The organism is Kitasatospora sp. NBC_00315 (assembly GCF_041435095.1).
In the GTDB taxonomy this organism is placed as follows: Bacteria; Actinomycetota; Actinomycetes; order Streptomycetales; family Streptomycetaceae; genus Kitasatospora.
This window is the reverse complement of sequence record NZ_CP108025.1, coordinates 5,069,067-5,091,468: the sequence shown is the minus strand read 5'-3', so window position 1 is coordinate 5,091,468 and position 22,402 is coordinate 5,069,067. Positions and strand designations below refer to the sequence as shown.

Here is a 22,402-nt window from a genome sequence, read left to right as displayed (position 1 = left end):
CGACGGACGGGCCTCGTACCGGCCGACCTCCAGGAACCGCCGGACGTCCTCCGCCGTCCCGGCCGGCGCCTCCCGGGCCGCCTCCCGCAGGCCACGGACGATGCCCGGGTCGGCCAGGACGGCGGCGCCTGCTCCACCCAGGAAGATCGACAACAGCGGTCAGGGTAGATCTTCTTCTGCCATCCCCTGACCTGGTTTCCGGCCTCTCGCGGCCGGGCTCCACCGCGGACGCGGCCATCCGCCGCGAAGAGTCACATCCGACCGGTTTCGGCATCGCACCCCGATGCGTCAGACTGGTTTCTCGTGAGTGACTCCCCGCTGAACCCCGTGCCGCCGGCCCGTGCCCTGGTGATCCTGCTCTCCGGGCCGTCCGGGTCGGGGAAGTCCTCACTGGCCGAGCGGAGCGGGCTTCCCGTGCTCCAGCTCGACGACTTCTACAAGGACGGCGACGACCCCACGCTGCCGCTGCTCACCGACGGCGCCGTCGACTGGGACTCCCCGCTCTCCTGGCACCGCGAGCAGGCCGTGGCGGCCATCCGACAGCTCGCCGAGTCCGGCCGCGCGGACGTCCCGGTCTACTCGATCCCCGACAACGGCCGGGCGGGCACGCACACCCTCGATCTGGCCGGGGCGCCCGCGTTCATCGCCGAGGGCATCTTCGCGGCCGAACTGGTCGGGCGCTGCGCGGCCGACGGCCTGCTCGGTGACGCGATCTGCCTGCGCAACCGCCCGCTGACCACCGCCTGGCGACGGCTGCGCCGGGACGTCCGCGAGGGACGCAAGTCGCTGCCCGTCCTGGTACGCCGTGGCTGGCGTCTGATGCGCGCCGAGCAGGACATCGTGGCCCGACAGGTGGGTCTGGGCGCGTACGCCTGCCCCGGGCCGGAGGCGGGGCGCCGCGTCGGCGCGGTGGCCGCCGCCCGCCCGCAGAACCTGCCCGTCAGCGCCTGAGAAGGCTTCGCGCCGGGGCATCCGGCCCGTCGTGCCCCCGGGGGACGCGGGCCGGCCCGTCGGGCCCGGACCGACGAAACGGCGGTCGGCCCGGTGCATCTCCCCCGCACCGGGCCGACCGCCGTCTCCGGGCGCGGGCTCCCCCGCGGCGTCCCGCTCCCCCGAGCGGGCGCCGCGATCCCCGCGACCTGGTGTCCCGTCCCCCGACGGGAGTCCTGTGTGTTCCCCGCCCGTCCCGTCCCCGGTTACGCCACCAGCTCGCCGAAGGCGTGCGCGGTGTCACCGGTGCGGTTCAGGTGCTCGTCGTCGCGCAGCCGGCGCAGGGCGCGCCAGATGCTGCTCTTGACGGTGCCGACGCTGATGCCGAGCACGTCGGCGATCTCCGGGTCGGTCTTGCCCTCGTAGTAGCGCAGCACCAGCATCGTGCGCTGGTTCTCCGGCAGCTTGGCCAGCGCCTGCCAGAGCACGGCGCGCAGCTCGGTGCCGCCCATCGCGTCCGTGTCGCCGACCGCCTCCGGCAGCTCCTCGGTCGGGTACTCGTTCAGCTTGCGCCGCCGCCACGCGGAGATGTGCAGGTTGGTCATGGTGCGGCGGAGGTAGCCCCCGACCGCGGCCTTGTCGGTGATCCGGCCCCAGGCCCGGTAGGTGCTGAAGAGCGCGCTCTGCAGCAGGTCCTCGGCCTCGTAGCGGTCACCGGTCAGGTGGTAGGCGGTGGCGTACAGGGAGGCGCGGCGCTCGCGCACGTACGCGGTGAACTCCGTGATGTGGTCCTCCGCGACGGCCGGGTGCTCCCCCTGCGCGTCTCCCTGCACGCCTTCGCCGGTGCGCTCCACCGCGGGAGACAACCGCAGCAGCGTCGCACCTGCGGCCGCGCGGCCGTCCGGCTCCCCCGAACCGAACGTCCGCAGGCCGCTCCCCGTACCCCCCGGGGCGTCCTTGCCCTCGACGCGTACGGGGAGGACTCCCCGCAGCGTGAGGGTGTTGGCGGAGTCGGCCGCGTTCCCCCGCCGGCCGATCCCGTACAGCTCCCCCGTCCTGCCGACGCCCCCCACGCGGCGCCCGACAGTGTTCCCACCGGTGCTGTGTGCGCACCCCCGCACGACCACGGCACCGGACGTCTCGTCGGTCCTGACCTCGTACCGGGTGCGGTGGCCGACCGGCTGGGTGCCGGCTGACGAACGCGGCTTCCGGACGGCCGGGTTGCTCCGGGTCTGAAGCGGTGCGTTCATCGTGCGCCCCCTTGATCGGTACGAGCGGTTCCTGGTGCCGCCCCGCCGGGCCGGTGGGCCCTGCGTACTGCGGCGACATGGAAAATCCTGCCCGCCGGTTGTGATGGCGCTGTCCGCCGACTGTCACAGGGCTGTCACAGCGGCCGGGAGGCGAGGCCCGTACCCCTGCTCCGTCCCCCTCCGCTCCGCTCGCGATGACGCCCGAACCGCTCCCTCCGGTTGCGCCGCCCGCGGATCCGCGTCCCGCCGGCCGCTGTGCGGGCGCTCACCATGGCACCCACGGGGGTGATTCGGCGGCCCGGGTGAGCCAGAATGAGGCCGTGCCTTTCCTCCTTCTGATCGAGGACGACGACGCCATCCGGACCGGCCTCGAACTCGCTCTCACCCGCCAGGGCCACCGTGTGGCCGCCGCCGCCTCGGGCGAGGACGGACTGAAGCTCTTCAAGGAGCAGCGTCCGGACCTGATCGTGCTGGATGTGATGCTGCCCGGCATCGACGGATTCGAGGTGTGCCGCCGGATCCGGCGCACCGACCAGTTGCCGATCATCCTGCTGACCGCGCGCTCGGACGACATCGACGTGGTGGTCGGCCTGGAGTCGGGCGCCGACGACTACGTCGTCAAGCCGGTGCAGCCGCGGGTGCTGGACGCCCGGATCCGGGCCGTGCTGCGCCGCGGCGAGCGGGAGAGCTCCGACTCGTCGATCTACGGATCGGTGGTGATCGACCGTTCGGCGATGACCGTCACCAAGGACGGCGAGGACCTCCAGCTGACGCCGACCGAACTGCGGCTGCTGCTGGAGCTGAGCCGCCGGCCGGGCCAGGCACTGTCGCGCCAGCAACTGCTGCGCCTCGTCTGGGAGCACGACTACCTGGGCGATTCGCGGCTGGTGGACGCCTGCGTCCAGCGGCTGCGGGCGAAGGTGGAGGATGTGCCGTCGGCGCCGACCCTGATCCGTACGGTGCGCGGGGTGGGCTACCGGCTCGACCCGCCCGCGTGAGCGCGGTCGCCCCGACCGATCCACGGCCCCCGGGTGACCCGGCGTGCCTTCGACCCGACGAGACGCGACAGGCAGAAGTGACTGACCATCAGAGGACCCGGCGGTTCGCCACCGGGCCGTGGCGCAGGCTGCGCTCGCTGCGGGTACGGCTGATCGCGGTGTTCGCCGTGGTCGCGCTGACCACCGCCGTCTCGGCCTCCGGGATCGCGTACTGGCTGAACCGGGACGCCGTGCTCAAACGCGCCCAGGACACCGCCCTCAACGACTTCCGGGTCTCGCTCACCCGCAACGTCTCCGAGCTGCCGCTCGGCGCGACCTGCGAGGAACTGACCCGGCTCGCCGACCAGGTGGCCTCCTCCGGACTCAGCTACGACGTGCTGGTCGTCGACGACGCCCGGCCGGACTGCGTCGCCTCCTCCGAGCCCTCGCTCTACACCCTCGCCCAGGTGCCCCCGGCCCTGCGCACCGCGGTGAACAAGCAGCGCGAACTGACGGCGAGCAACCCCGACGCGTACCACCTGTACTGGCAGCGGCAGAACCTCTCGGGCCGGCCCTTCGTGATCGGCGGCACCAAGGTCGTACCGACCGGCCCGACCGCGTACATGTTCAAGTCGTTGGAGAACGAGCGGGCCGACCTCAACACCCTCGGCTGGTCGCTGGCCATCGCGACGCTGCTGGCGCTGATCGGCTCCGCGCTGCTCGCGCAGGCCGCCTCGGCGACGGTGCTGCGGCCGGTCAAGCGGCTCGGCGAGGCCGCCCGGCAACTCGGCGAAGGCCGGCTCGACACCCGGCTCGAAGTCGAGGGGGCCGACGAACTCGCCGATCTGGCCAGGACGTTCAACCGGACGGCGCAGTCACTGCACGAGCAGGTCGAGGAGTTGAGCGCGCGCGAGGCGCAGAGCCGGCGCTTTGTCGCCGACATGTCGCACGAGCTGCGCACCCCGCTGACCGCCATGACGGCGGTGACGGACATCCTGGAGGACGAGGCCGAGTCGCTGGACCCGATGATCGAGCCGGCCGTCCGGCTGGTCGTGAGCGAGACCCGGCGGCTCTCCGACCTGGTCGAGAACCTGATGGAGGTGACCCGCTTCGACGCCGGCACCGCCAGACTGGTCGCCGACGAGGTGGACATCGCCGACCTGATCATGTCCTGCATCGACGGCCGGGCCTGGTACGACGCGGTCGAGCTGGACGCCCCGCGCGGGGTGCGGGCCGTGGTGGACCCCCGCCGGCTCGACGTGGTCTTCGCCAACCTGATCGGCAACGCGCTCAAGCACGGCGGCTCGCCGGTGCGGGTCAAGGTCCGCGAGCGCGGCGAGAACGTGGTCGTCGAGGTGTCCGACAGCGGGCCCGGCATCCCCGAGGACGTGCTGCCGCACGTGTTCGACCGGTTCTACAAGGCGGACAAGGGCCGGGCCCGCTCCGAGGGCAGCGGCCTCGGCCTGTCGATCGCGATGGCCAACGCCCGGATACACGGCGGCACCATCGAGGCCGCGAACGGCGAGCGGGGCGCGCTCTTCACCCTGACCCTGCCGCTCACCCAGCCGCCCCCCGCCGATCAGGACGAGGACTCCCGTTGAACGCGCACCACACCCGGCGCCACCTCCCGCCGCGGCAGCTCCCCCGGCGGCGCCCCGCGCCCGGCGGCCACCGGCGCGCCCGGCGGGGCCTGGTCGGCGCGGTGGTGCTGGCCGCCCTGGTCACGGCCGCGGCGACGGGCTGCGGCATCCGGCCCACCGCCGTTCCGGTGGACGCCGGCGGGCCCGCCAGCCGGACGGCCTGCCCGAGCCCGGTGCAGGTGCCCGGCGCCGTGATCACCCCCTCGGCCGCACCCGCCGCGTCGACGGCGCGCGGCAACGGCGCGCCGGGTGCCAAGGCCTCGGCGGCCAGGACGCAGACCCGGGCCGACACGGCGCCGCAGGCGCCGCCGACCGCGCCCGCGGACGGCCTGTTCAGCGCCCTGCCCTCGCCCTCCGCCTCCGGCAGCGGCCGGCCCGGCTGCCCCTGACCGGCCGCCCGGCCCGGACACCGGCGCCCGGGCGGCGGGAACCGCAGCGGCCCCCGGTCGCGTCCTCCCCGCTGTGCAGCGAGATGGCACCAGCACACGCGGTGAGCGTGTCGGAGTGCGGACCGAGAACGAGCCGGCCGGACGGGCGGCGGTTCCGTCGTCCGCCCCCGTGGTGTCCCGGCCGCTGCGGACGGCGGGTCTGGTCGGCCTCTCGCTCCACCTGGCGACGGTCCTCTGGTTCGTCCTGCGGCCACTGCCGGTGACCTGGGTGTACGACACCAATCTGAGCCCGTTCGGGTCGGTCCGCCGGGCGCTGGCCGAGGGCGGCGGCGCCGCGCTGTGGCGGGTGGCCTGCGAGCTGCTGCTGCTGGCCCCGCTCGGGGTGCTGCTCCCGCTGGCGGGCGGGCGGGCGCGGGCGCCCTGGCTGCCCTCGTTCCTGCGGGTCGCGGGCCTGTCCGCGGTCCTGGCCACCGCATTGGAGTTCCTCGCCTCCTCGGTGCCCGGTCACGTGCTGGACGTCGACCACATCCTGCTGGGCGTGCTCGGCGCCTGCTCCGTCCATCTCGCCGTCGTGCCGGCCGGGCGGGCGCTGCTGCGCCGCCACGCGGTACGCGTTCGCGTCCCCGCACCCGCGCGGCCCCGCCCGCCCGTGCAGGCGCCGGCTCCGCCGCCGGTGCCCGGCGCCCGCCCGGCGCCGCTGCCGGTCTACGGCCGTCCGGCTCCCCGGGCCCGCTGAGCACCGGGCCGGCCTTCTCGGGGACGAACCCCGAGAACCACCCCGAGGAACGCCCGCGCCACCCCGGTGAGATGCCGGGGGCGGGATCCGCTTCGCGGCCGACGCCCGGGGCCACCGCCCGGCCGCAGGATGGGGACATGCCCGCCGGAGGGACCGGAACCGGGCCGCAACCTCGTCGGAGACCGCCATGAGCAGCCTCGCCCGCCCCCGCCACCACCGTGTCATCGCCGGCGTCTGCGCCGGGATCGCCGAGCGCTTCGGCCTCACCCCGTGGACCGTCCGGGTGCTCTTCCTGGTCTCCTGCCTGCTGCCCGGCCCGCAGTTCCTGGTGTACCTGGCGCTGTGGCTGGTGCTGCCGCAGGAGCCGTGAGCCACCGCACCCCAGCGGTGTACGGCGCCGGGCCGCCCGCCCCCGAACCCCGGGGGCGGGCGGCCCGGCGCCGTACGCGTACCGTTCGCCGTGCGTCAGCCGCCCAGCGGCAGACCGGCGCCGCCGAGCACTCCGGTGAGGCCGCCGACCGGGGTGCTGCTCAGGCCCGGGACGGACGGCACGCCCGCGCGGTCGGCCGGGGCGGAGGTGACGGAGGCCAGCTCCGGGGGCACCGCCTGGCCGGAGCTCGGGCTGAGCGTGCCGACCGTGCTGGCGAGCTTGTCGCCGCCGGGCAGCGTGCTCACCGCGTTGGTCGCGGCGCCGGTCAGGGCCGGGTTGGTCAGCGTGCTGGTGGGGAGGCCGAGTCCGCCTGCGGCGGCCGGGGCGGCGGATGCGGTGCCGGCGGCGGCCGCAGCCATCGCGACGCCGAGAGCGGCGACGCCGGCAACCTTGAGAGTGGCCTGCTTCATGAGTTGGTCCCCTTGAGTCCTCGTCGGTGGGCGGCGTGCGGGCGCACCGAAGGAGGCCCGCCGCCACACCGTGTCAGCAATGACTGGCACACCGTAGTGACTGCGTCGCGTGCGCATCAAAGCCCGTTCACTCACACGGCTTACTTGTCGGATGAGCGCCACCAGCCGGGCGAGGGCGCGCCGACGGCGCCCGCCCGACCGGCCGACGAGGGGTGCGGGCCGTCCCGCCGGGCTCAGTCGCCGACGCTGAACAGCCACTCCGCCTTGAGCTCGGCGTAACCCGGCTTGATCACGTCGTTGATCATCGCGAGCCGCTCGTCGAAGGGCAGGAACGCCGACTTCATCGCGTTGACGGTGAACCACTCCATGTCGCCCAGCCGGTAGCCGAACGCCTCCACCAGGTGGCCGAACTCCCTGCTCATGCTGGTACCGCTCATCAGCCGGTTGTCGGTGTTGACGGTGACCCGGAACTTCAGGCGGCTGAGCAGGCCAATCGGGTGCTCGGCGTAGGAGGACGCCGCCGCCGTCTGGAGGTTGGAGGTCGGACACATCTCCAGCGGGATGCGCTTGTCGCGCACGTACGCGGCGAGCCGGCCGAGCTCGACGCCGCCGTCCTCGGCCACCGTGATGTCGTCGATGATCCGCACGCCGTGGCCGAGTCGGTCGGCGCCGCAGCACTGCAGGGCCTCCCAGATGGACGGCAGCCCGAAGGCCTCGCCGGCGTGGATGGTGAAGTGGTTGTTCTCACCCTTGAGGTAGTCGAACGCGCCCTGGTGGCGGGTCGGCGGGTGGCCCGCCTCGGCGCCGGCGATGTCGAAACCGACCACGCCGTGGTCCCGGTAGCGGTTCGCCAGCTCGGCGATCTCCTGCGAGCGGGCGGCGTGCCGCATCGCGGTGAGCAGGGCGGCGACCCGGATCCGGTGGCCGGCCGCGCGGGCGTCGGCCTCGCCGAGCCGGAAGCCCTCGTTGACCGCCTCGACGACCTCGTCCAGGGTGAGGCCGCCCTCCAGGTGCTGTTCGGGGGCGTAGCGGACCTCGGCGTAGACCACACCGTCCGCGGCGAGATCCTCGGCGCAGTCGGCGGCGACCTTGACCAGCGCCTCGCGGGTCTGCATCACGGCGCAGGTGTGCGCGAAGGTCTCCAGGTAGCGGACCAGGGAGCCGGAGTCGGCGGCCTCGCGGAACCAGAGCCCGAGCTTGGCGGGGTCGGTGGTGGGAAGCCCCTCGTACCCGCACGCGGCGGCCAGCTCGACGACGGTCTCGGGCCGCAGTCCACCGTCGAGGTGGTCGTGCAGCAGCACCTTCGGAGCACGGGCGATCTGGTCGGGGGTGGGGATGCGGGGGCCGGTGGTGCCCGCGGCGGCGGGGATCTGCTTCTCCATTGCGGGAGTGTAGCTCCTACGCGCGTAGATTTCCTAGCATCATCGCGGCCCGGCGTCGAATCCGGCCCCCGGGTTCCACCGAAGAGCCCCGGTCCGCGCGAGGAGAGGCACCGGAGCACCCGCCCGTGCCCGGGCGGGCGCCGCCGCGAGCGCTCAACCGTGGTCCAGCAGCCGCCCCCGCCGGGACAGCACGAAGTCGCGGAACACCTCCACCGGGGGCGTCAGCGGCCGGCCCGTCGCCCAGGCCAGCCCGATCGCCCGCCGGGTGCGCGGCGCGGTCACCTCCAACTCCACCACACCGGGCCTGGCCACCAGCGCGGGCGGCAGCAGTGCCACCCCCAACCCGGCCGCGACCAGCCCGCGCAGCGTCTCGGCCTCCTCGCCCTCGAAGGCGATCCGCGGAACGAAGCCGGCCTCCGCGCAGAACCCGTCCGTGATCGCCCGCAGCCCGTAGCCCTGTTCCACCGCCACGAACGGCTCCCGCGCCACCTCGGCCAGCCGGATCCGCCGCCGGGCCGCCAGCCGGTGGTCCGCCGGGACCACCAGCGTCAGCCGCTGCTCGTCCAGCGGGCGGGCCGTCAGGTCCGGTGCCTCCGGCAGCGGGGAGACCAGACAGAGATCCAGCTCCCCGGCGCGCAGCCGCTCCAGCATCGCCGCCGTGTAGTCCTGCACCAGCTGGAAGCGGATCTGCGGCTGCACCGCCCGGAATCCGCGCAGCAGGGCCGGCACCGCGTCCGTCCCCATCGTGTGCAGGAAGCCGAACGCCACCCGGCCGCTCGCCGGATCGGCCTCCGCCCGCGCTGCCTCCGCGCCCCGTTCGAGCTCCGCCAGGGCCCGTTCGACCGAGGCCAGCAGCAGAGCGCCCGCCCTGGTCAGGCGGACCGTGCGGCCCTGACGGACCAGCAGGTCGACCCCGAGATCCCGCTCCATCGCGGCCACCGCCCTGGACAGCGTCGGCTGCGGCATGCCCAGCAGCCGCGCCGCCTGCGTCACGTGCTCCAGCCGGGCCACCGCCGCGAACTGCGCCAGCCTGGGCGCCAGCAGCGCCGCCGCCGCGCCGGGCGCCGGATCGGCGGGCGCCCCCGGCGCCTGCGCGCCGCCTTCGGTGCCGTACGTCACGTGCGCCCCGTCCGCTCCGGCGGCGGCCGGGGCCGCCACCTCCACTCATACGCTCTCGTATCGACAGCGAGTCAACCATGTATTGGACGCATCAGCGGGGCCGGTCGTAATTTCATGGCATGCCAGCCGCCAGTACCGGGGCAGCCGCGACCACCGTGCCGACGGGTGCCCTCATCCAGCCGCTCCCTGCCACCGCCGCCGACGGCGCCCCCGATGCCCCGGGCGGCGCGGACCGGCGCCACCGGCCCGGCGACCGCGCGTTCCGACGCGCCAACCTCGCCCTGTTCGCCGCCGGCGTCGCGACCTTCGTCCTGCTGTACTCCACCCAGGGCCTGCTGCCGGTCCTCTCGGCCGACCTCGCCCTGACGCCCGGCCAGGCCAGCTGGACCGCCTCGGCCGCGACCCTCGGCCTGGCGCTGGGCCTGCTGCCCGCCAGCGCGCTGTCCGACCGGTACGGGCGCACCGCGGTGATGACCGCCTCGGTGCTCGCCGCCTCCGTGCTCGCCCTCGCGCTGCCCTTCGCTCCCGACCTGGGCACCCTGGTCGTGCTGCGGATCGTGCAGGGCGCCGCGCTCGCCGGCCTGCCCGCCACCGCGATGGCCTACCTCGCCGAGGAGATCCACCCCAACGCGCTGGCCTCCGCGATGGGCCTGTACGTCGCCGGCAACAGCATCGGCGGGATGGGCGGGCGACTGCTCTCCGGCTGGACCGCCGCCGCCTGGGGCTGGCGCTGGGGTCTGGCGGCCTCCGCCGCCTTCGCCCTGCTCGCCGCACTGGCCTTCCGCCTGCTGATCCCCGCCGCCCGCAACTTCCGCCCCGCGCCGGTGGACGCCCGCGCCCTCGCCCGGACCGTCACCGGACACCTGCGCAATCCGCTGCTGGTGCGGCTCTACCTGCTGGGGATGCTCTTCATGGCGGTCTTCGGCGCCGTCTACAACACCGTCGGCTACCGGCTGATCGCCGAACCGTTCGACCTGCCGGAGTCGGTCGCCGCCTCGATCTTCGTGGTCTACCTGGTCGGCACCGCCACCTCGGCCGCCGCCGGGCGGCTGTCCGGCCGGCTCGGCCGGCGCGGGGCCCTGTACGTCGCGATCGGTGTCACCGCGGCGGGCCTGCTGCTCTCGCTCGGCGACTCGCTGCTCGCCACCCTGCTCGGCCTCGTCCTGATCACCGGCGGCTTCTTCGCCGGCCACGCCACCGCCTCCGGCTCGGTGGGCCGGACCGCCACCCACGGCCGGGCCCAGGCCTCCGCGCTCTACCTGATCGCCTACTACCTCGGGAACAGCCTCGGCGGAACCGTCGGCGCCGACGCCTACCACGCGGTCGGCTGGGACGGCGCGGCCGTCGTCGGTCTCACCGCGATGACGCTGGCGGCGGGCGTGACGCTGTACGCCACCCGGCAGGCGGTCCGGGCCCGGCGCGGCATGACCGTCGACACGCTCGGGGCATGAGCACCGAGCCCGCCGTGTTCGCCCGGTCCGCGCAACCCGCTCGCCCTCGGCGGCACGGTCGGCGTCGGCCCGTGGCCCCCCGACACCGGTGTCCTGCGCCCGTACGCGTGAGGAGCCCGCACGGGCGCAGGACGACGGATCAGGCGATCCGGTCCAGCACGATCGGCTTCGGCGTGTACGCCGTGCCCGCCGGAGCGACCACGACGGCGCCGGCCAGCGCCTGGATCGCGTAGTCGTAGCGCTCCGGGGTGTCGGTGTGCAGGGTGAGCAGCGGCGCGCCGGCCACCACCGTGTCGCCGGGCTTGGCGTGCATCTCCACACCGGCTCCGGCCTGCACCGGGTCCTCCTTGCGGGCGCGGCCGGCGCCCAGGCGCCAGGCGCAGACACCCACCGCGTACGCGTCCAGGGTGGTGAGGACACCGGAGGCGGGGGCGGTGATCACGTGCTGCTCACGCGCGACGGGCAGCGGGGCGTCGACGTCGCCGCCCTGGGCGCCGATCATGCGGCGCCAGTGGTCCATGGCGGAGCCGTCGCGCAGGGCGTCGGCCGGGTCCTTGCCGTGGACGCCCGCGGCGGCGAGCATCTCGCGGGCGAGCGCGAGGGTCAGCTCGACGACGTCGGCGGGGCCGCCACCGGCCAGCACCTCGACGGACTCGCGGACCTCCAGCGCGTTGCCGGCGGTCAGACCGAGCGGGGTGGACATGTCGGTGAGCAGGGCGACGGTGTTGACGCCGGCGGCCGTGCCGAGGCCGACCATGGTGCGGGCCAGCTCCTGGGCGTCGGCGAGGTTCTTCATGAAGGCGCCGGAGCCGACCTTGACGTCGAGCACCAGCGCCCCGGTGCCCTCGGCGATCTTCTTGGACATGATCGAGCTGGCGATCAGCGGGATCGCCTCGACCGTGCCGGTGACGTCGCGCAGCGCGTACAGCTTCTTGTCGGCGGGGGCCAGACCGTCGCCCGCCGCGCAGATGACCGCGCCGGCCTCGCGCAGCACGTGCATCATCTCGTCGTTGGAGAGCAGTGCCCGCCAGCCGGGGATCGACTCCAGCTTGTCGAGGGTGCCGCCGGTGTGGCCCAGGCCCCGGCCGGAGAGCTGCGGGACGGCGGCGCCGCAGGCGGCGACCAGCGGGGCGAGCGGCAGGGTGATCTTGTCGCCGACGCCGCCGGTGGAGTGCTTGTCGGAGGTCGGCAGTGGGAGGGCGGAGAAGTCCATCCGGACGCCGGAGCGGATCATCGCGTCCGTCCAGCGGCTGATCTCGCGCAGGTTCATGCCGTTCAGCAGGATCGCCATGGCCAGCGCGGACATCTGCTCGTCGGCGACCTCGCCGCGGGTGTAGGCGTCGATCACCCAGTCGATCTGCGGGTCGGTCAACTCTCCGCGGTCGCGCTTGGTCCTGATGACGGAGGGGGCGTCCATAGGGTTCTCCAAGAGGGTCGAAAAGCGAAGAGTGTCGCGGGACGACTGGGTCGGCACAGTCGTCCCGCGACACTCTACGCGCGTAACAAACGGATCGGCCAGAGCCGCTCCGGGGAGCTACAGGTGCTCGGGCCCGAACGCCTCGGGGAGCACCTCGCTCATCGGCCGCAGGCCGGACGGCAGGTCCACCAGCAGCTCGGGGCCGCCGTGCTCGTACAGCAGCTGGCGGCAGCGCCCGCAGGGCACCAGCAGGTCACCGGCGCCGTCGACGCAGGTGAACGCCACCAGCCGGCCACCGCCGGAGGCGTGCAGCGCGGAGACCAGGCCGCACTCGGCGCAGAGGCCGAGTCCGTACGAGGCGTTCTCCACGTTGCAGCCGCTGACGGTCCGTCCGTCGTCGACCAGCGCGGCCGCGCCGACCGGGAACTTGCTGTACGGGGCGTACGCGTGCGCCATGGCGTCGCGCGCGACGTCGCGCAGCTTCTCCCAGTCGATCTCCGCGGCGGCCGTCACTTGCCCTGCCCCTTGCGGTAGATCTGGCCGTCCGCCTTCGGCGGCCGGAGCCGCTGCGAGGCCAGCGCGAGCACCACGAGGGTGATCACGTACGGCGTCGCCACGATCAGCGGCCGCTGCACCTCGTCGGTCAGCGCGTACCAGGCGCCGAGGCCGCCGGCCACCACGATGCTGATCGCGGCGGCGACGAACTTGCGCCGGTACACCTGCCAGAGCGCGAACAGCGCCATCGCCAGCGAGACCACCAGGATCAGCACGTGCACCGACTCCGGGTCGCGCAGCTGGAGGCTGTCGGTGAAGCCGAACAGGCCGGCGCCGACGGCGAGACCGCCCGGCATCCAGTTGCCGAAGATCATCGCGGCGAGACCGATGTAACCGCGGCCGAGCGTCTGGCCGTCCTTGTAGAAGTGCGCCGCGACCAGTGAGAGGTACGCCCCGCCGAGGCCCGCGAAGGCACCCGAGGCGATCACCGCGAGGTACTTGTACTTGTAGACGTTGACACCCAGCGACTCGGCCGCCGTCGGGTTCTCGCCGCAGGAGCGCAGCCGCAGGCCGAAGACCGTGCGCCAGAGCGCGAAGTAGCTGACCACGATCAGGGCCGCCGCCAGCAGGATGACCACCGACAGGTTGGTGACCAGGCCGCCGACCACACCGGCCACGTCCGAGACCAGGAACCAGTGGTGGCTCTCCACCGTCTTCAGCCAGGGCGAGAGCCCCGGGACGGTGATGTACGGCAGCGGATCGGCGGGCGGCGACTGGTTGGCGCCGGCGCCGAACGGGATGTAGTCCTTGTAGTAGATCTTGTTGACGTACGCGCAGATGCCGGGGATCAACAGGTTGATACCGACACCGGAGACGATGTGGTCCACCCCGAAGGTCACGGTGACGAGCGCGTGCAGCAGGCCGCCGAGCGCACCGCCGAGCATGCCGGCCAGCAGGCCGAACCAGGGGTTGACCAGGTAGCCCGCCCAGGCACCGCAGAAGGTGCCGGCGATCATCATGCCTTCGAGGCCGATGTTGACCACGCCGGCCCGCTCGGACCAGAGACCGCCGAGACCGGCCATGCCGATCGGCACGGCGGCGCCGAGCGCGGCGGTGATCTGACCGGAGGACGTCAGGCTGTGGTTCCCGGTGGCCATCCCGACCGCGGAGAACAGCACCAGGGTGCCCGCGATCAGCAGCAGCACCACCGGCAGCGAGAGCTTCCGCTTCTTGGCGGGCGCACTGCCCGGCGTCTTGGGGCGAGCGACGGTTGCGGTGCTCATGCGGACACCTCCTTCTTGGCGGCCGACGCGGCCAGCGCGGCGAGTTCGGCGCCGACCCTCTGCTGCTGGCGCTTGAGGCCGTAACGGCGCACCAGCTCGTAGGCGACGACGACACAGATGACGATGGCGCCCTGCATGACGGCGACGATCTCGAACGGGAAGTCACCGTTCTTGGGCAGCGGCAGCTGGGTGCCGCTGACGTCCAGGAAGGCGAACAGGAGCGCCGAGAAGACCATCCCGATCGGGCTGTTGCGTCCGAGCAGGGCCACCGCGATGCCGGTGAAGCCGAGGCCCGCCTGGAAGCTCTGGCCGTACGAGTACGAGTTCTGCAGCAGGTCCGGCAGACCGATCAGACCGGCCAGCGCACCGGAGACGCACATGCTGGTGAGCACCATGCGCTTGACGTTGACACCCGACGCGGTGGCGGCGCTCTCCGAGCGGCCGGTGGCCCGCAGGTCGAAGCCGAAGCGCGTCCGGTTGAGGGTGAACTGGAACAGCACCCCGACGATCACGGCGATCACGATGAAGCCCCAGAGCGTGCCGCCGGCCGTCTCGATCGAGAAGAAGTGGCTGGAGGCCGAGATCGGGTCGGTCTGGATGCTGTTGGTGGTGGTGCCCTTCTGCGGTGCGAAGATGCCCGGCACCAGCAGCAGACCGACCACCGCGCTGGCGATGGCGTTCAGCATGATGGTCGAGATGACCTCGCTGACACCGCGGTAGACCTTGAGCAGGCCCGCGATGCTCGCCCAGAGACCGCCGACCAGCATGGCGGTCACCAGCAGCAGCGGGATCTGGATGAACGAGGGCAGGTCGACCTGGCTGCCGACGAACGCGGCGAACAGGGCCGCGATCCGGTACTGGCCCTCGACACCGATGTTGAACAGGTTCATCCGGAAGCCGAAGGCCGCGGCGGCGGCCGCCAGGTAGTACACGGTGGCCCGGTTGAGGGTCAGCACCTGGGCGTCCGACTTGGTGCCGTACGTCAGCATGACGTTGAAGGCGTCGAACGGGTTCTTGCCGGAGATCAGCAGCAGGATCGAGCAGATCACCAGCGACAGCAGCACGGCGAGCACCGGCGCGGCGAGGCCGAGCACGATGCGCTCGACGTCGAACCGCTTGGCCTTCGCCGGGCCGGCCGGGGCGGACCCGGCCGGGGCGCCCTGGGCGGGGTTGGGACTGGTCATGTGGGTTACTCCCCCGCCTGCGGGTCGTCGGCGGTCTCGGTGGTCTCGTCCGCGGCGGCGCCGGACGACGCGCTCTCGGACGGCGCGGCGGTCTCGGACGGCACGGTCTCGGACGGCGCGGCGGTCTCGGACGACACGGCATCGGACGGCGCGGCATCGGTGCCGTCGAGAGCGAGGGCACGGTCCTCGGCCACCGCCTCCGGCGCCGACTCGATGTGGCCCGCCGCGGCACCGGTCATCGCGGTGCCGAGGTCCTCGGCGGTGACGGTGGCCGGGTCGGCGTCCGCGACCAGGCGGCCGCGGTAGATCACCCGGATTGTGTCGGAGAGGCCGATCAGCTCGTCCAGGTCGGCGGAGATCAGCAGGACGGCCAGGCCCTCGCGCTGGGCGGAGCGGATCTGCTCCCAGATCTGCGCCTGCGCGCCGACGTCCACACCCCGGGTGGGGTGGGAGGCGATCAGCAGCTTGGGGTGGTGGCTCATCTCGCGGCCGATGATCAGCTTCTGCTGGTTGCCGCCGGAGAGCGACGCCGCGGTGACCTCGATGCCCGGGGTGCGGACGTCGTACTCCTCGACGATCCGCAGGGTGTCCCTGCGGGCGCCGGCCGCGTCGAGCAGCGGGCCCCTGGAGTTCGGCGCCTCGGTGACGTGCCCGAGGATCCGGTTCTCCCAGAGCGGGGCCTCCAGCAGCAGGCCGTGGCGGTGGCGGTCCTCGGGGATGTAGCCGATGCCGGCCTCGCGGCGGGCCCGGGTCTGCGCACCGGAGAGGTCCTTGCCGTCGAGGGTGACGGAGCCGGCGTCCAGCGCCAGCATGCCCATCACGGCCTCGACCAGCTCGGCCTGGCCGTTGCCCTCGACCCCGGCGATGCCGAGGATCTCGCCCTTGCGGATGCGCAGCGTGATGTCGTCCAGGACGACCCGCTCGATGCCCTCGGCGTCGGCCTTGGCGATCCGCAGGCCCTCGACCCGGAGCATCTCCACGTCGGTGACGGTGCTCTCGCGGCTCTCCGGGGAGGGCAGCTCCGCGCCGACCATCATCTCGGCGAGCCGGCGGGCGGTGACGTCCTTCGGGTCGGCGTCGCCCACGGTGGTGCCGCGGCGGATGACGCTGATCGCGTCGGCCACCGAGAGCACCTCGTGCAGCTTGTGCGAGATGAAGATGACGGTGACGCCCTCGGCCTTGAGCTCCCGCAGGTTGGCGAAGAGCGCGTCGACCTCCTGCGGCACCAGGACGGCGGTGGGCTCGTCCAGGATCAGGATCCGGGCACCCCGGTAGAGCACCTTGAGGATCTCGACCCGCTGGCGGTCGGCGACGCCGAGGTCCTCGACCAGCACGTCGGGGCGCACGCCCAGACCGTACTGGTCGGAGATCTCGCGGATCTTCGCCCGCGCCTTCGCTCCTATGCCGTACAGCTTCTCGCCGCCCAGGACGACGTTCTCCCAGACGGTGAGGTTGTCGGCGAGCATGAAGTGCTGGTGCACCATGCCGATGCCGCGCGCGATGGCGTCGGCGGGGGTGTGGAACTCGACGAGTTCACCGTCGACCGCGATGGTGCCCTCGTCGGGACGCTGCATCCCGTAGAGGATCTTCATCAGGGTGGACTTGCCCGCCCCGTTCTCGCCCATCAGCGCGTGCACGGTGCCACGCCGCACGGTGATGTCGATGTCGTGGTTGGCCACGACGCCGGGGAAGCGCTTGGTGATGCCGCGCAGTTCGACGGCCGGTGTCGCCGTCCCCGCGCTGGGGGTACCGCCCGTACTGGGGGCGGCGTCGGAAGCGGTGATGGCGATCTCCTGGTGGTCTGGAGGCGCGTCGTTGCGCTGGAGGGCCAAAAACGGTGGGGGTACGGGACGGGGCCCGGGGGTACGCGCTGAGCGCACCCGGCCGGGCCCCTCCCTGATGCTGCGTCAATCATCCCGCTGCCGAGCAGGTGGCAGCGGTAACGACGTCCGGTTCCGCGAGCCTTACGGGGCGGTCGGGACGGTGGTCGCGCCGCTCTTGATCGCGGTGGCGGCGGCGTCCAGCTGGGACTTGATGTCGTCGATGTGACCACCGGTGGTGGCGAGCGAGACACCGTCGGCCTTGAGGTCGAAGTTCTTGACCCCGGTGAACGGCGAGCCGTCCTTGACCGACTTGATGTACGTGAACACCGAGGTGTCGACGTTCTTCACCATGGAGGTGAGGATGCTGTTCTTGTACTTCGCCAGGGCCGGCTGGGCCGCCTGGTCGGAGTCGACGCCGATGGCCCAGGTGTTCGGCTTCTGGGAGACGGCCTCGATGGAGCCGCTGCCGGAGGAGCCGGCGGCGGCGTAGATCACGTCGGCGCCCTTGTCGAGCTGGCCCTGCGCGGCCTCCTTGCCCTTGTCGGGCGAGGAGAAGCCGGTGAAGTCCGGCGGAGTGGTGAGGTAGGTGGTCTCGACCGCGATGCTCGGGTCGACCGACTTCACACCCGCCTTGTAACCGGCCTCGAACTTCTTGATCAGCTCGGACTGCACGCCGCCGATGAAGCCGACGTGCTTGGTCTTCGTCTTGCTGGCGGCGGCGACGCCGGCCAGGTACGAGCCCTCCTGCTCCGAGAACGTCAGCGAGGTGACGTTCGACGGCTGCGTGGTGGAGGACGAGTCGATGATCGCGAACTTGACGTCCGGGTGCTCCTTGGCAACCTTCTCGACCGCGGCCTGGTAGACGAAGCCGACCGCGATGACCGGGTTGTAGCCACCGGTGACCAGGCTGGCGAGCCGGGTCTCCTTGTCGGCCTCGGCCTCACCGGTCTTGGCGTCGGCCTCGGTGATCTGCACCCCGAGGTCGGCCTTGGCCTTGTCGAGGCCGCGCGCGGCGGAGTCGTTGAACGACTGGTCGCCGCGGCCACCGATGTCGTAGGCCATGCCGACCTTGAGGCCGGAGCCGGAGGCACCGGCGGAAGCGGAAGTGTCGTCGGTGCTCTTTGCGCCGCAAGCGGCGAGCGAGGCAATGCCCAGGGAACCCGAGAGCACAACCGCGGCGAGCTTAGTAGAACGGCGCAAGGGAGTATCTCCTTCTCACACGCACCCGTTTAGCGTGGTCGGACGCCACCGTAACGCGCGTAGAACACGGTTGTGTTACGGCTCGTTCGGGCATCCGGGTTGTTATCAAACCGTGCCACCAGGGGTGCGGGACCAATTTCGACTCCCAGTGTTACCGGCGGGAGCCGGACATCCAAGCGAAAGCGGTCGGGAACCTGACAGATCTGTTCGAACCCGGTCAGAAGAAGCCGGACTCCGGGCCGCAGTCGCGCGGACCGGAGCCGGACCGGAGCCGGACCGAAGCCGGACCGGAGCCGGACCGGAGCCGGACCGGACAGAGCGGACAGAGCGGACAGAGCGGGCGGCGCGGGCCCGGGGGCGCACCGGCGGGGATCACGGCGCGCCCGCCGGCCGGGCCGGCCACGGCGACGACTGCGGCCGGCCCGGCCGGAGCCCGGCCGGGTCGGGACTCAGGCCGTGGCGTGCTCCAGCGCGAGGGCGGCGAAGAGTTCGACGCCGATCCCGATCGCCCGCTCGTCGACGTCGAAGCGGCCCTGGTGCAGATCCCGCACCGTGCCGTCCTCCGGGGCCCGGACCCCGAGCCTGGCCAGCGCGCCGGGGGCGTGCTCCAGGTACCAGGAGAAGTCCTCGCCGCCGAGGCTCTGCTCGGTCTCCTCGACCACCTGCACGGCCCGGCCGTCCGCGTCCCGGGAGTCCGGCCCGCCGAAGCGGGCGGTCATCGCCGCGTCCAGCTGGGCGATCGAGACCGCCTCGTTGACCACCGGCGGCACCCCCCGGTGGTAGTCGAGCGTCCACTTGGCCCGGCTGGTCTCGGCCATCTTGGCGATCAGCTCGTGCAGGTGGTCCGGCGCCTCGCGCCAGCCCGGCAGCTCCAGGCAGCGGACGGTGCCCTCCAGCTCGGCGTGCTGGGGGATGACGTTCGCCGCCGAACCGGAGGCGATCCGGCCCCAGACCAGGCTGACGCCCCAGCGCGGATCCATCCGGCGGGCGAGCACGGCCGGCAGGTCGGTCGCCATCCGGGCGACGGCGGTGACCAGGTCGGTGGTCAGGTGCGGCCGGGCGGTGTGGCCCCCGGGGCCGTCCAGGTGGAGCACCAGACGGTCGCAGGCCGAGGTGATGGCGCCGACCTTGAGGCCGATCCGCCCGACGGCCACCCTGGGGTCGCAGTGCACCGCGAAGATCCGGCCGACGCCGTCCATCCCGCCGGCCTTGATGACGTCCAGCGCACCGCCGGGCATCACCTCCTCGGCGGGCTGGAAGATGAGCCGGACGGGACGGCGCAGCTCACCCGAACGGGCGGCGCCCGCCAGCACCAGCGCGGTGCCCAGCAGGACGGAGGTGTGCACGTCGTGACCGCAGGCGTGGGCGCGGCCGGGCACGGTGGAGCGGTAGGGCGCGTCCGTCTTCGCGTCGTCGATCGGCAGCGCGTCGATGTCGGCCCGGAAGGCCAGCAGCGGCGTACCGGCCGGGGTGCCGGGCGGCACGATGTCGACCGTCATCCCGGTGCCGCCGGGCAGTACCCGGGGCGCGAGGCCCGCGGCGACCATCCGGTCGCGCAGCAGCGCGGTGGTGCGGACCTCCTGGCGGCCGAGCTCCGGGTGCCGGTGGAGGTCGCGGCGGAAGGCGATCAGTTCAGCCTCGAAGGCCCGTACCCGGGTGCGCAGATCGGCAGCGGGACGCGGGGCGACGGGTGTGGCCTGTTCGGGGGCTTGAGGATCGTTCACCCCTACAAGGGTAGGCCCGTGTGGGGGATTTGGCCCCTCTTCCCGGGAAGAAGTCCCCGGATGGGCGCATACCGGCCCGGCAGTTGGGTATGACATCTCGTTCAGGTTCGCCTTCCCGGTGATCCTGCCCTGTGCAACGAACGCCCGCCCGGACGGACACGGCCCGCCCCCAGCCTCCCGCGCGCACATGACGGCGCGGTGCAGCGCGTGTTTCACGATCATCTCTCGGGTCGGTCATGCGTCGGCAAAGCTTTCGGCCGCGCTCTTGAGGTGCGCACACCAGGGCGAATAGACAGCTACCGCACAGTCATCTGCTGCCCAGTCAACTTCCGTATCCGGACGGCTCCGCCGCCCCGGTGCGATGACCCATGTCCTCGTACCGCGCACCGCCGCGGTTCGCATACACACCTGTACCACCGGGACCTCACGAAGGCACCCCGGCGGTCCTGCTGCTTCGAGAGTGGAGAACCCACGTGCCACGAGCCGTACGCACCCGGCTGTCCCGGATAGCCGTGGCGGTGCCCGCCGCCGCCGCGCTCGCCCTGGGCGCCCTGTCGGTCGCCGGCCCCGCGAGCGCCGCGTCCCCGGTCGCCGGACCGGACACCGCGAAGGAGCTCACCGGCTCCCACCCCGCCTGGGCCACCCCGGCGGCCGACGCCGGCGCGGTCGCCGACGCCACCCCGGCCACCGCGCGGGTCTACCTGGCCGGGCAGGACCAGGCCGGCCTCGCCGCCCTGGCCCGCGCCGTGTCGGACGTCGACTCGCCCTCGTACGGACGGTTCCTGTCCACCTCCGACGTGCAGGCCCGGTTCGGCGCGACGCCCGCCCAGGTCAAGGCCGTCACCGACTGGCTGACCGGCGCGGGCCTCACCGTCACCGCGACCACCGCGCACTACGTGCAGGTCTCCGGCCCGACCGCCGCGCTGAGCAGGGCGTTCGGCGCCCCGTTCCACAACTACCGGACGCCGGACGGCACCCACCGGGCCCCGGCCGCCGACGCGGTCGTCCCGGCGTCGGTCGCCCGCTCGGTGCTCGCGGTCGGCGGGCTCAGCGACACCGTGCGCAAGGCCTCCTCGACCGCCGTCCCGGTGAAGGAGGCCGAGGCCGCCGCCGCCAGGACCGCCGCGCCCGACGTCGCGGCCGCCAAGAAGCCGGCCGCGAGCCTTCCCGCCGACCCGACCTGCTCCGAGGACGGCTACGGCTCGAAGACCGCCAAGGGCGCCCCGGCCGGGTACGAGAAGAACGACCCGTTCGCGCCCTGCTCGTACGTGCCCTCCCAGCTGCGCAAGGCCTACGGCGTGAGCGAGGCGAAGGTCGGTGGCAAGGGCGCCCGGGTCGCCATCATCGACGCGTACGGCCTGAGCACCATGGAGGCGGACGCGAACCACTTCTCCACCCTGCACGGTGACCAGCCGTTCGCCGCCGGCCAGTACAGCGAGTCGGTCACCCCCGACAAGTGGGCGCACACCGCCGAGTGCGGCGACTGGTCCGGCGAGCAGGCGCTCGACGTGGAGATGGTGCACGGCCTGGCACCGGACGCGAACGTGGTCTACGTCGGCGCGAACTCCTGCTACGACGAGGACCTCAACTCCGCGATGGCGAAGGTCGTCGACGAGCACCTGGCCGACGTGGTCTCCAACTCCTGGGGCGAGATCATGCACGGCACCAGCGGGGACATCGACCCCGCGGTGGTCGCCGCCGACAACCAGATCTTCCAGCTCGGCGCGGTGCAGGGGATCGGCTTCACCTTCTCCAGCGGCGACTGCGGCGACAGCTCCCCCGGCGCGGCGGCGACCGGCGCCAACTGCCAGACGGACACCGACCAGGCGCAGGCCGACTGGCCGTCCGCCTCGCCGTGGGTGACCTCGGTCGGCGGCTCGACCCTCGAACTCGCCGACAAGGCCGGCCACTACGGCCACGAGGTCTCGATGGGCGACCAGCGCTCGGTGCTCTCGGCCGACCAGAAGTCCTGGACGCCGTTCCCCGGCTTCTTCTACTTCGGCGGTGGCGGCGGCGTCTCCAAGGACTTCCCGCAGCCCTGGTACCAGCAGGGCGTGGTGCCCGACGCGATCGCGACCGTGGCGGCCGACGGCACGAAGTCCGCGACCCCGCTGCGGGCCACCCCCGACGTCGCGATGAGCGGTGACCTGGTGGCCTCCACCCTGGTCGGCTACACCGCCGACGGCGCGTACAGCGAGGGCGGCTACGGCGGCACCTCGGTCTCCGCGCCCGAGTACGCCGCGATGCAGGCCGGCGCCATCGAGGAGCGCGGCGGCCGGGCCCTCGGCTTCGCCAACCCGGCGATCTACGACCGGGCCGGCACCGGCGCCTTCCACGACGTGGACGACGCGGCCGTGCACAACAAGTTCGGCAACGTCGTCGACCTCGGCACGGTCGGCGGTGTGCTGAAGGTCCGCCTCTACAAGGTGGCCGCCGACTACGGCCTGAAGGCCACCGCGGGCTACGACACCGCGACCGGAGTGGGCACCCCGGGCCGGGACTTCTTCGCGTCCTTCCGGCTTCGCCGCCACTGATCCACCGATCCACCGGGGAGCCGGTGGG

Annotated in this window: 19 protein-coding genes and 1 pseudogene; 8 read left to right on the top strand and 12 right to left on the bottom strand. The window is 73.1% G+C overall.

Features of this window, described 5'->3' with window-relative positions:
* Positions 1-21: 21 nt before the first annotated feature.
* Positions 22-153, bottom strand: a pseudogene (locus tag OG823_RS21130) (hypothetical protein); the annotation flags it as partial.
* Positions 154-303: 150 nt separating this feature from the next.
* Here OG823_RS21130 and OG823_RS21125 point away from each other — a divergent pair.
* Positions 304-951, top strand: coding sequence for an ATP-binding protein (locus OG823_RS21125; RefSeq protein ID WP_371481136.1), 648 nt, complete (start codon positions 304-306; stop codon positions 949-951).
* 245 nt (positions 952-1,196) lie between these two features.
* Here the strand turns inward: OG823_RS21125 and OG823_RS21120 are convergent, their stop codons facing one another.
* Positions 1,197-2,051 (bottom strand): SigE family RNA polymerase sigma factor, encoded by an 855-nt coding sequence (locus OG823_RS21120; protein ID WP_371484581.1) that lies wholly within the window; start codon positions 2,049-2,051, stop codon positions 1,197-1,199.
* 449 nt (positions 2,052-2,500) lie between these two features.
* On the opposite strand from OG823_RS21120, the gene OG823_RS21115 reads away from it, so the two are divergent.
* From OG823_RS21115 to OG823_RS21095, 5 genes are all read left to right on the top strand, one after another.
* On the top strand, positions 2,501-3,178 hold the full coding sequence (locus OG823_RS21115) for a response regulator (RefSeq protein WP_371481135.1): 678 nt from the start codon (positions 2,501-2,503) through the stop codon (positions 3,176-3,178).
* Positions 3,179-3,255: 77 nt separating this feature from the next.
* Positions 3,256-4,758, top strand: a complete 1,503-nt coding sequence (locus tag OG823_RS21110; protein WP_371481134.1) for an ATP-binding protein — start codon at positions 3,256-3,258, stop codon at positions 4,756-4,758.
* Positions 4,755-5,186, top strand: a complete 432-nt coding sequence (locus OG823_RS21105) for a hypothetical protein (RefSeq protein ID WP_371481133.1) — start codon at positions 4,755-4,757, stop codon at positions 5,184-5,186. The genes OG823_RS21110 and OG823_RS21105 overlap by 4 nt, the downstream gene beginning before the upstream one ends.
* Before the next feature lie 115 nt (positions 5,187-5,301).
* A complete protein-coding gene (locus tag OG823_RS21100) occupies positions 5,302-5,922 on the top strand; it encodes a VanZ family protein (RefSeq protein WP_371481132.1) in 621 nt (206 codons plus the stop codon).
* A gap of 187 nt (positions 5,923-6,109) precedes the next feature.
* Entirely contained in the window at positions 6,110-6,292 is a 183-nt protein-coding gene (locus OG823_RS21095) for a PspC domain-containing protein (RefSeq protein WP_371481131.1), read from the top strand.
* Positions 6,293-6,387: 95 nt separating this feature from the next.
* On the opposite strand, the gene OG823_RS21090 is transcribed toward OG823_RS21095, so the two are convergent.
* The 3 genes from OG823_RS21090 to OG823_RS21080 form a co-directional block, all read right to left on the bottom strand.
* On the bottom strand, positions 6,388-6,762 hold the full coding sequence (locus OG823_RS21090) for a hypothetical protein (protein WP_371481130.1): 375 nt from the start codon (positions 6,760-6,762) through the stop codon (positions 6,388-6,390).
* A gap of 233 nt (positions 6,763-6,995) precedes the next feature.
* Positions 6,996-8,144: an adenosine deaminase gene (locus OG823_RS21085; RefSeq protein WP_371481129.1), complete on the bottom strand. Its 1,149-nt coding sequence runs from the start codon at positions 8,142-8,144 to the stop codon at positions 6,996-6,998.
* A gap of 153 nt (positions 8,145-8,297) precedes the next feature.
* Positions 8,298-9,263 carry a LysR family transcriptional regulator gene (locus OG823_RS21080; protein WP_371484578.1) on the bottom strand — a complete coding sequence of 322 codons (966 nt, stop codon included), beginning with the start codon at positions 9,261-9,263 and terminating at the stop codon, positions 8,298-8,300.
* A 119-nt stretch (positions 9,264-9,382) separates the two neighbouring features.
* Here OG823_RS21080 and OG823_RS21075 point away from each other — a divergent pair, with 119 nt between their 5' ends.
* Entirely contained in the window at positions 9,383-10,714 is a 1,332-nt protein-coding gene (locus OG823_RS21075; protein WP_371481128.1) for an MFS transporter, read from the top strand.
* Positions 10,715-10,853: 139 nt separating this feature from the next.
* Here OG823_RS21075 and OG823_RS21070 read toward each other — a convergent pair whose 3' ends face one another.
* The 7 genes from OG823_RS21070 to OG823_RS21040 form a co-directional block, all read right to left on the bottom strand.
* Positions 10,854-12,131 (bottom strand): thymidine phosphorylase, encoded by a 1,278-nt coding sequence (locus OG823_RS21070; protein WP_371481127.1) that lies wholly within the window; start codon positions 12,129-12,131, stop codon positions 10,854-10,856.
* A gap of 117 nt (positions 12,132-12,248) precedes the next feature.
* A complete protein-coding gene (locus OG823_RS21065) occupies positions 12,249-12,644 on the bottom strand; it encodes a cytidine deaminase (protein ID WP_371481126.1) in 396 nt (131 codons plus the stop codon).
* Positions 12,641-13,909 (bottom strand): ABC transporter permease, encoded by a 1,269-nt coding sequence (locus tag OG823_RS21060; RefSeq protein ID WP_371481125.1) that lies wholly within the window; start codon positions 13,907-13,909, stop codon positions 12,641-12,643. The genes OG823_RS21065 and OG823_RS21060 overlap by 4 nt, the downstream gene beginning before the upstream one ends.
* Positions 13,906-15,093 carry an ABC transporter permease gene (locus tag OG823_RS21055; protein ID WP_371481124.1) on the bottom strand — a complete coding sequence of 396 codons (1,188 nt, stop codon included), beginning with the start codon at positions 15,091-15,093 and terminating at the stop codon, positions 13,906-13,908. Before OG823_RS21055 ends, OG823_RS21060 begins: the two co-directional genes overlap by 4 nt.
* Positions 15,094-15,098: 5 nt before the next feature.
* Positions 15,099-16,718: an ABC transporter ATP-binding protein gene (locus tag OG823_RS21050; RefSeq protein WP_371484576.1), complete on the bottom strand. Its 1,620-nt coding sequence runs from the start codon at positions 16,716-16,718 to the stop codon at positions 15,099-15,101.
* A gap of 339 nt (positions 16,719-17,057) precedes the next feature.
* Positions 17,058-18,116 carry a BMP family protein gene (locus OG823_RS21045; RefSeq protein WP_371481123.1) on the bottom strand — a complete coding sequence of 353 codons (1,059 nt, stop codon included), beginning with the start codon at positions 18,114-18,116 and terminating at the stop codon, positions 17,058-17,060.
* Between the two features lie 449 nt (positions 18,117-18,565).
* Positions 18,566-19,780 (bottom strand): amidohydrolase, encoded by a 1,215-nt coding sequence (locus OG823_RS21040; RefSeq protein ID WP_371484574.1) that lies wholly within the window; start codon positions 19,778-19,780, stop codon positions 18,566-18,568.
* A 533-nt stretch (positions 19,781-20,313) separates the two neighbouring features.
* Here OG823_RS21040 and OG823_RS21035 point away from each other — a divergent pair.
* The gene (locus OG823_RS21035; RefSeq protein ID WP_371481122.1) at positions 20,314-22,374 is read left to right on the top strand and encodes a protease pro-enzyme activation domain-containing protein; all 2,061 of its coding nucleotides are present in this window, start codon (positions 20,314-20,316) and stop codon (positions 22,372-22,374) included.
* Positions 22,375-22,402 lie beyond the last annotated feature (28 nt).

What these genes read in the sequence shown, in the direction of transcription:
- OG823_RS21090 (WP_371481130.1), bottom strand. Translation starts at nt 6,762, where the DNA reads ATGAAGCAGGCCACTCTCAAGGTTGCCGGCGTCGCCGCTCTCGGCGTC.
- OG823_RS21085 (WP_371481129.1), bottom strand. Translation starts at nt 8,144, where the DNA reads ATGGAGAAGCAGATCCCCGCCGCCGCGGGCACCACCGGCCCCCGCATC.
- OG823_RS21060 (WP_371481125.1), bottom strand. Translation starts at nt 13,909, where the DNA reads ATGAGCACCGCAACCGTCGCTCGCCCCAAGACGCCGGGCAGTGCGCCC.
- OG823_RS21050 (WP_371484576.1), bottom strand. Translation starts at nt 16,718, where the DNA reads ATGGGCGAGAACGGGGCGGGCAAGTCCACCCTGATGAAGATCCTCTAC.
- OG823_RS21075 (WP_371481128.1), top strand. Translation starts at nt 9,383, where the DNA reads ATGCCAGCCGCCAGTACCGGGGCAGCCGCGACCACCGTGCCGACGGGT.
- OG823_RS21070 (WP_371481127.1), bottom strand. Translation starts at nt 12,131, where the DNA reads ATGGACGCCCCCTCCGTCATCAGGACCAAGCGCGACCGCGGAGAGTTG.
- OG823_RS21095 (WP_371481131.1), top strand. Translation starts at nt 6,110, where the DNA reads ATGAGCAGCCTCGCCCGCCCCCGCCACCACCGTGTCATCGCCGGCGTC.
- OG823_RS21055 (WP_371481124.1), bottom strand. Translation starts at nt 15,093, where the DNA reads ATGACCAGTCCCAACCCCGCCCAGGGCGCCCCGGCCGGGTCCGCCCCG.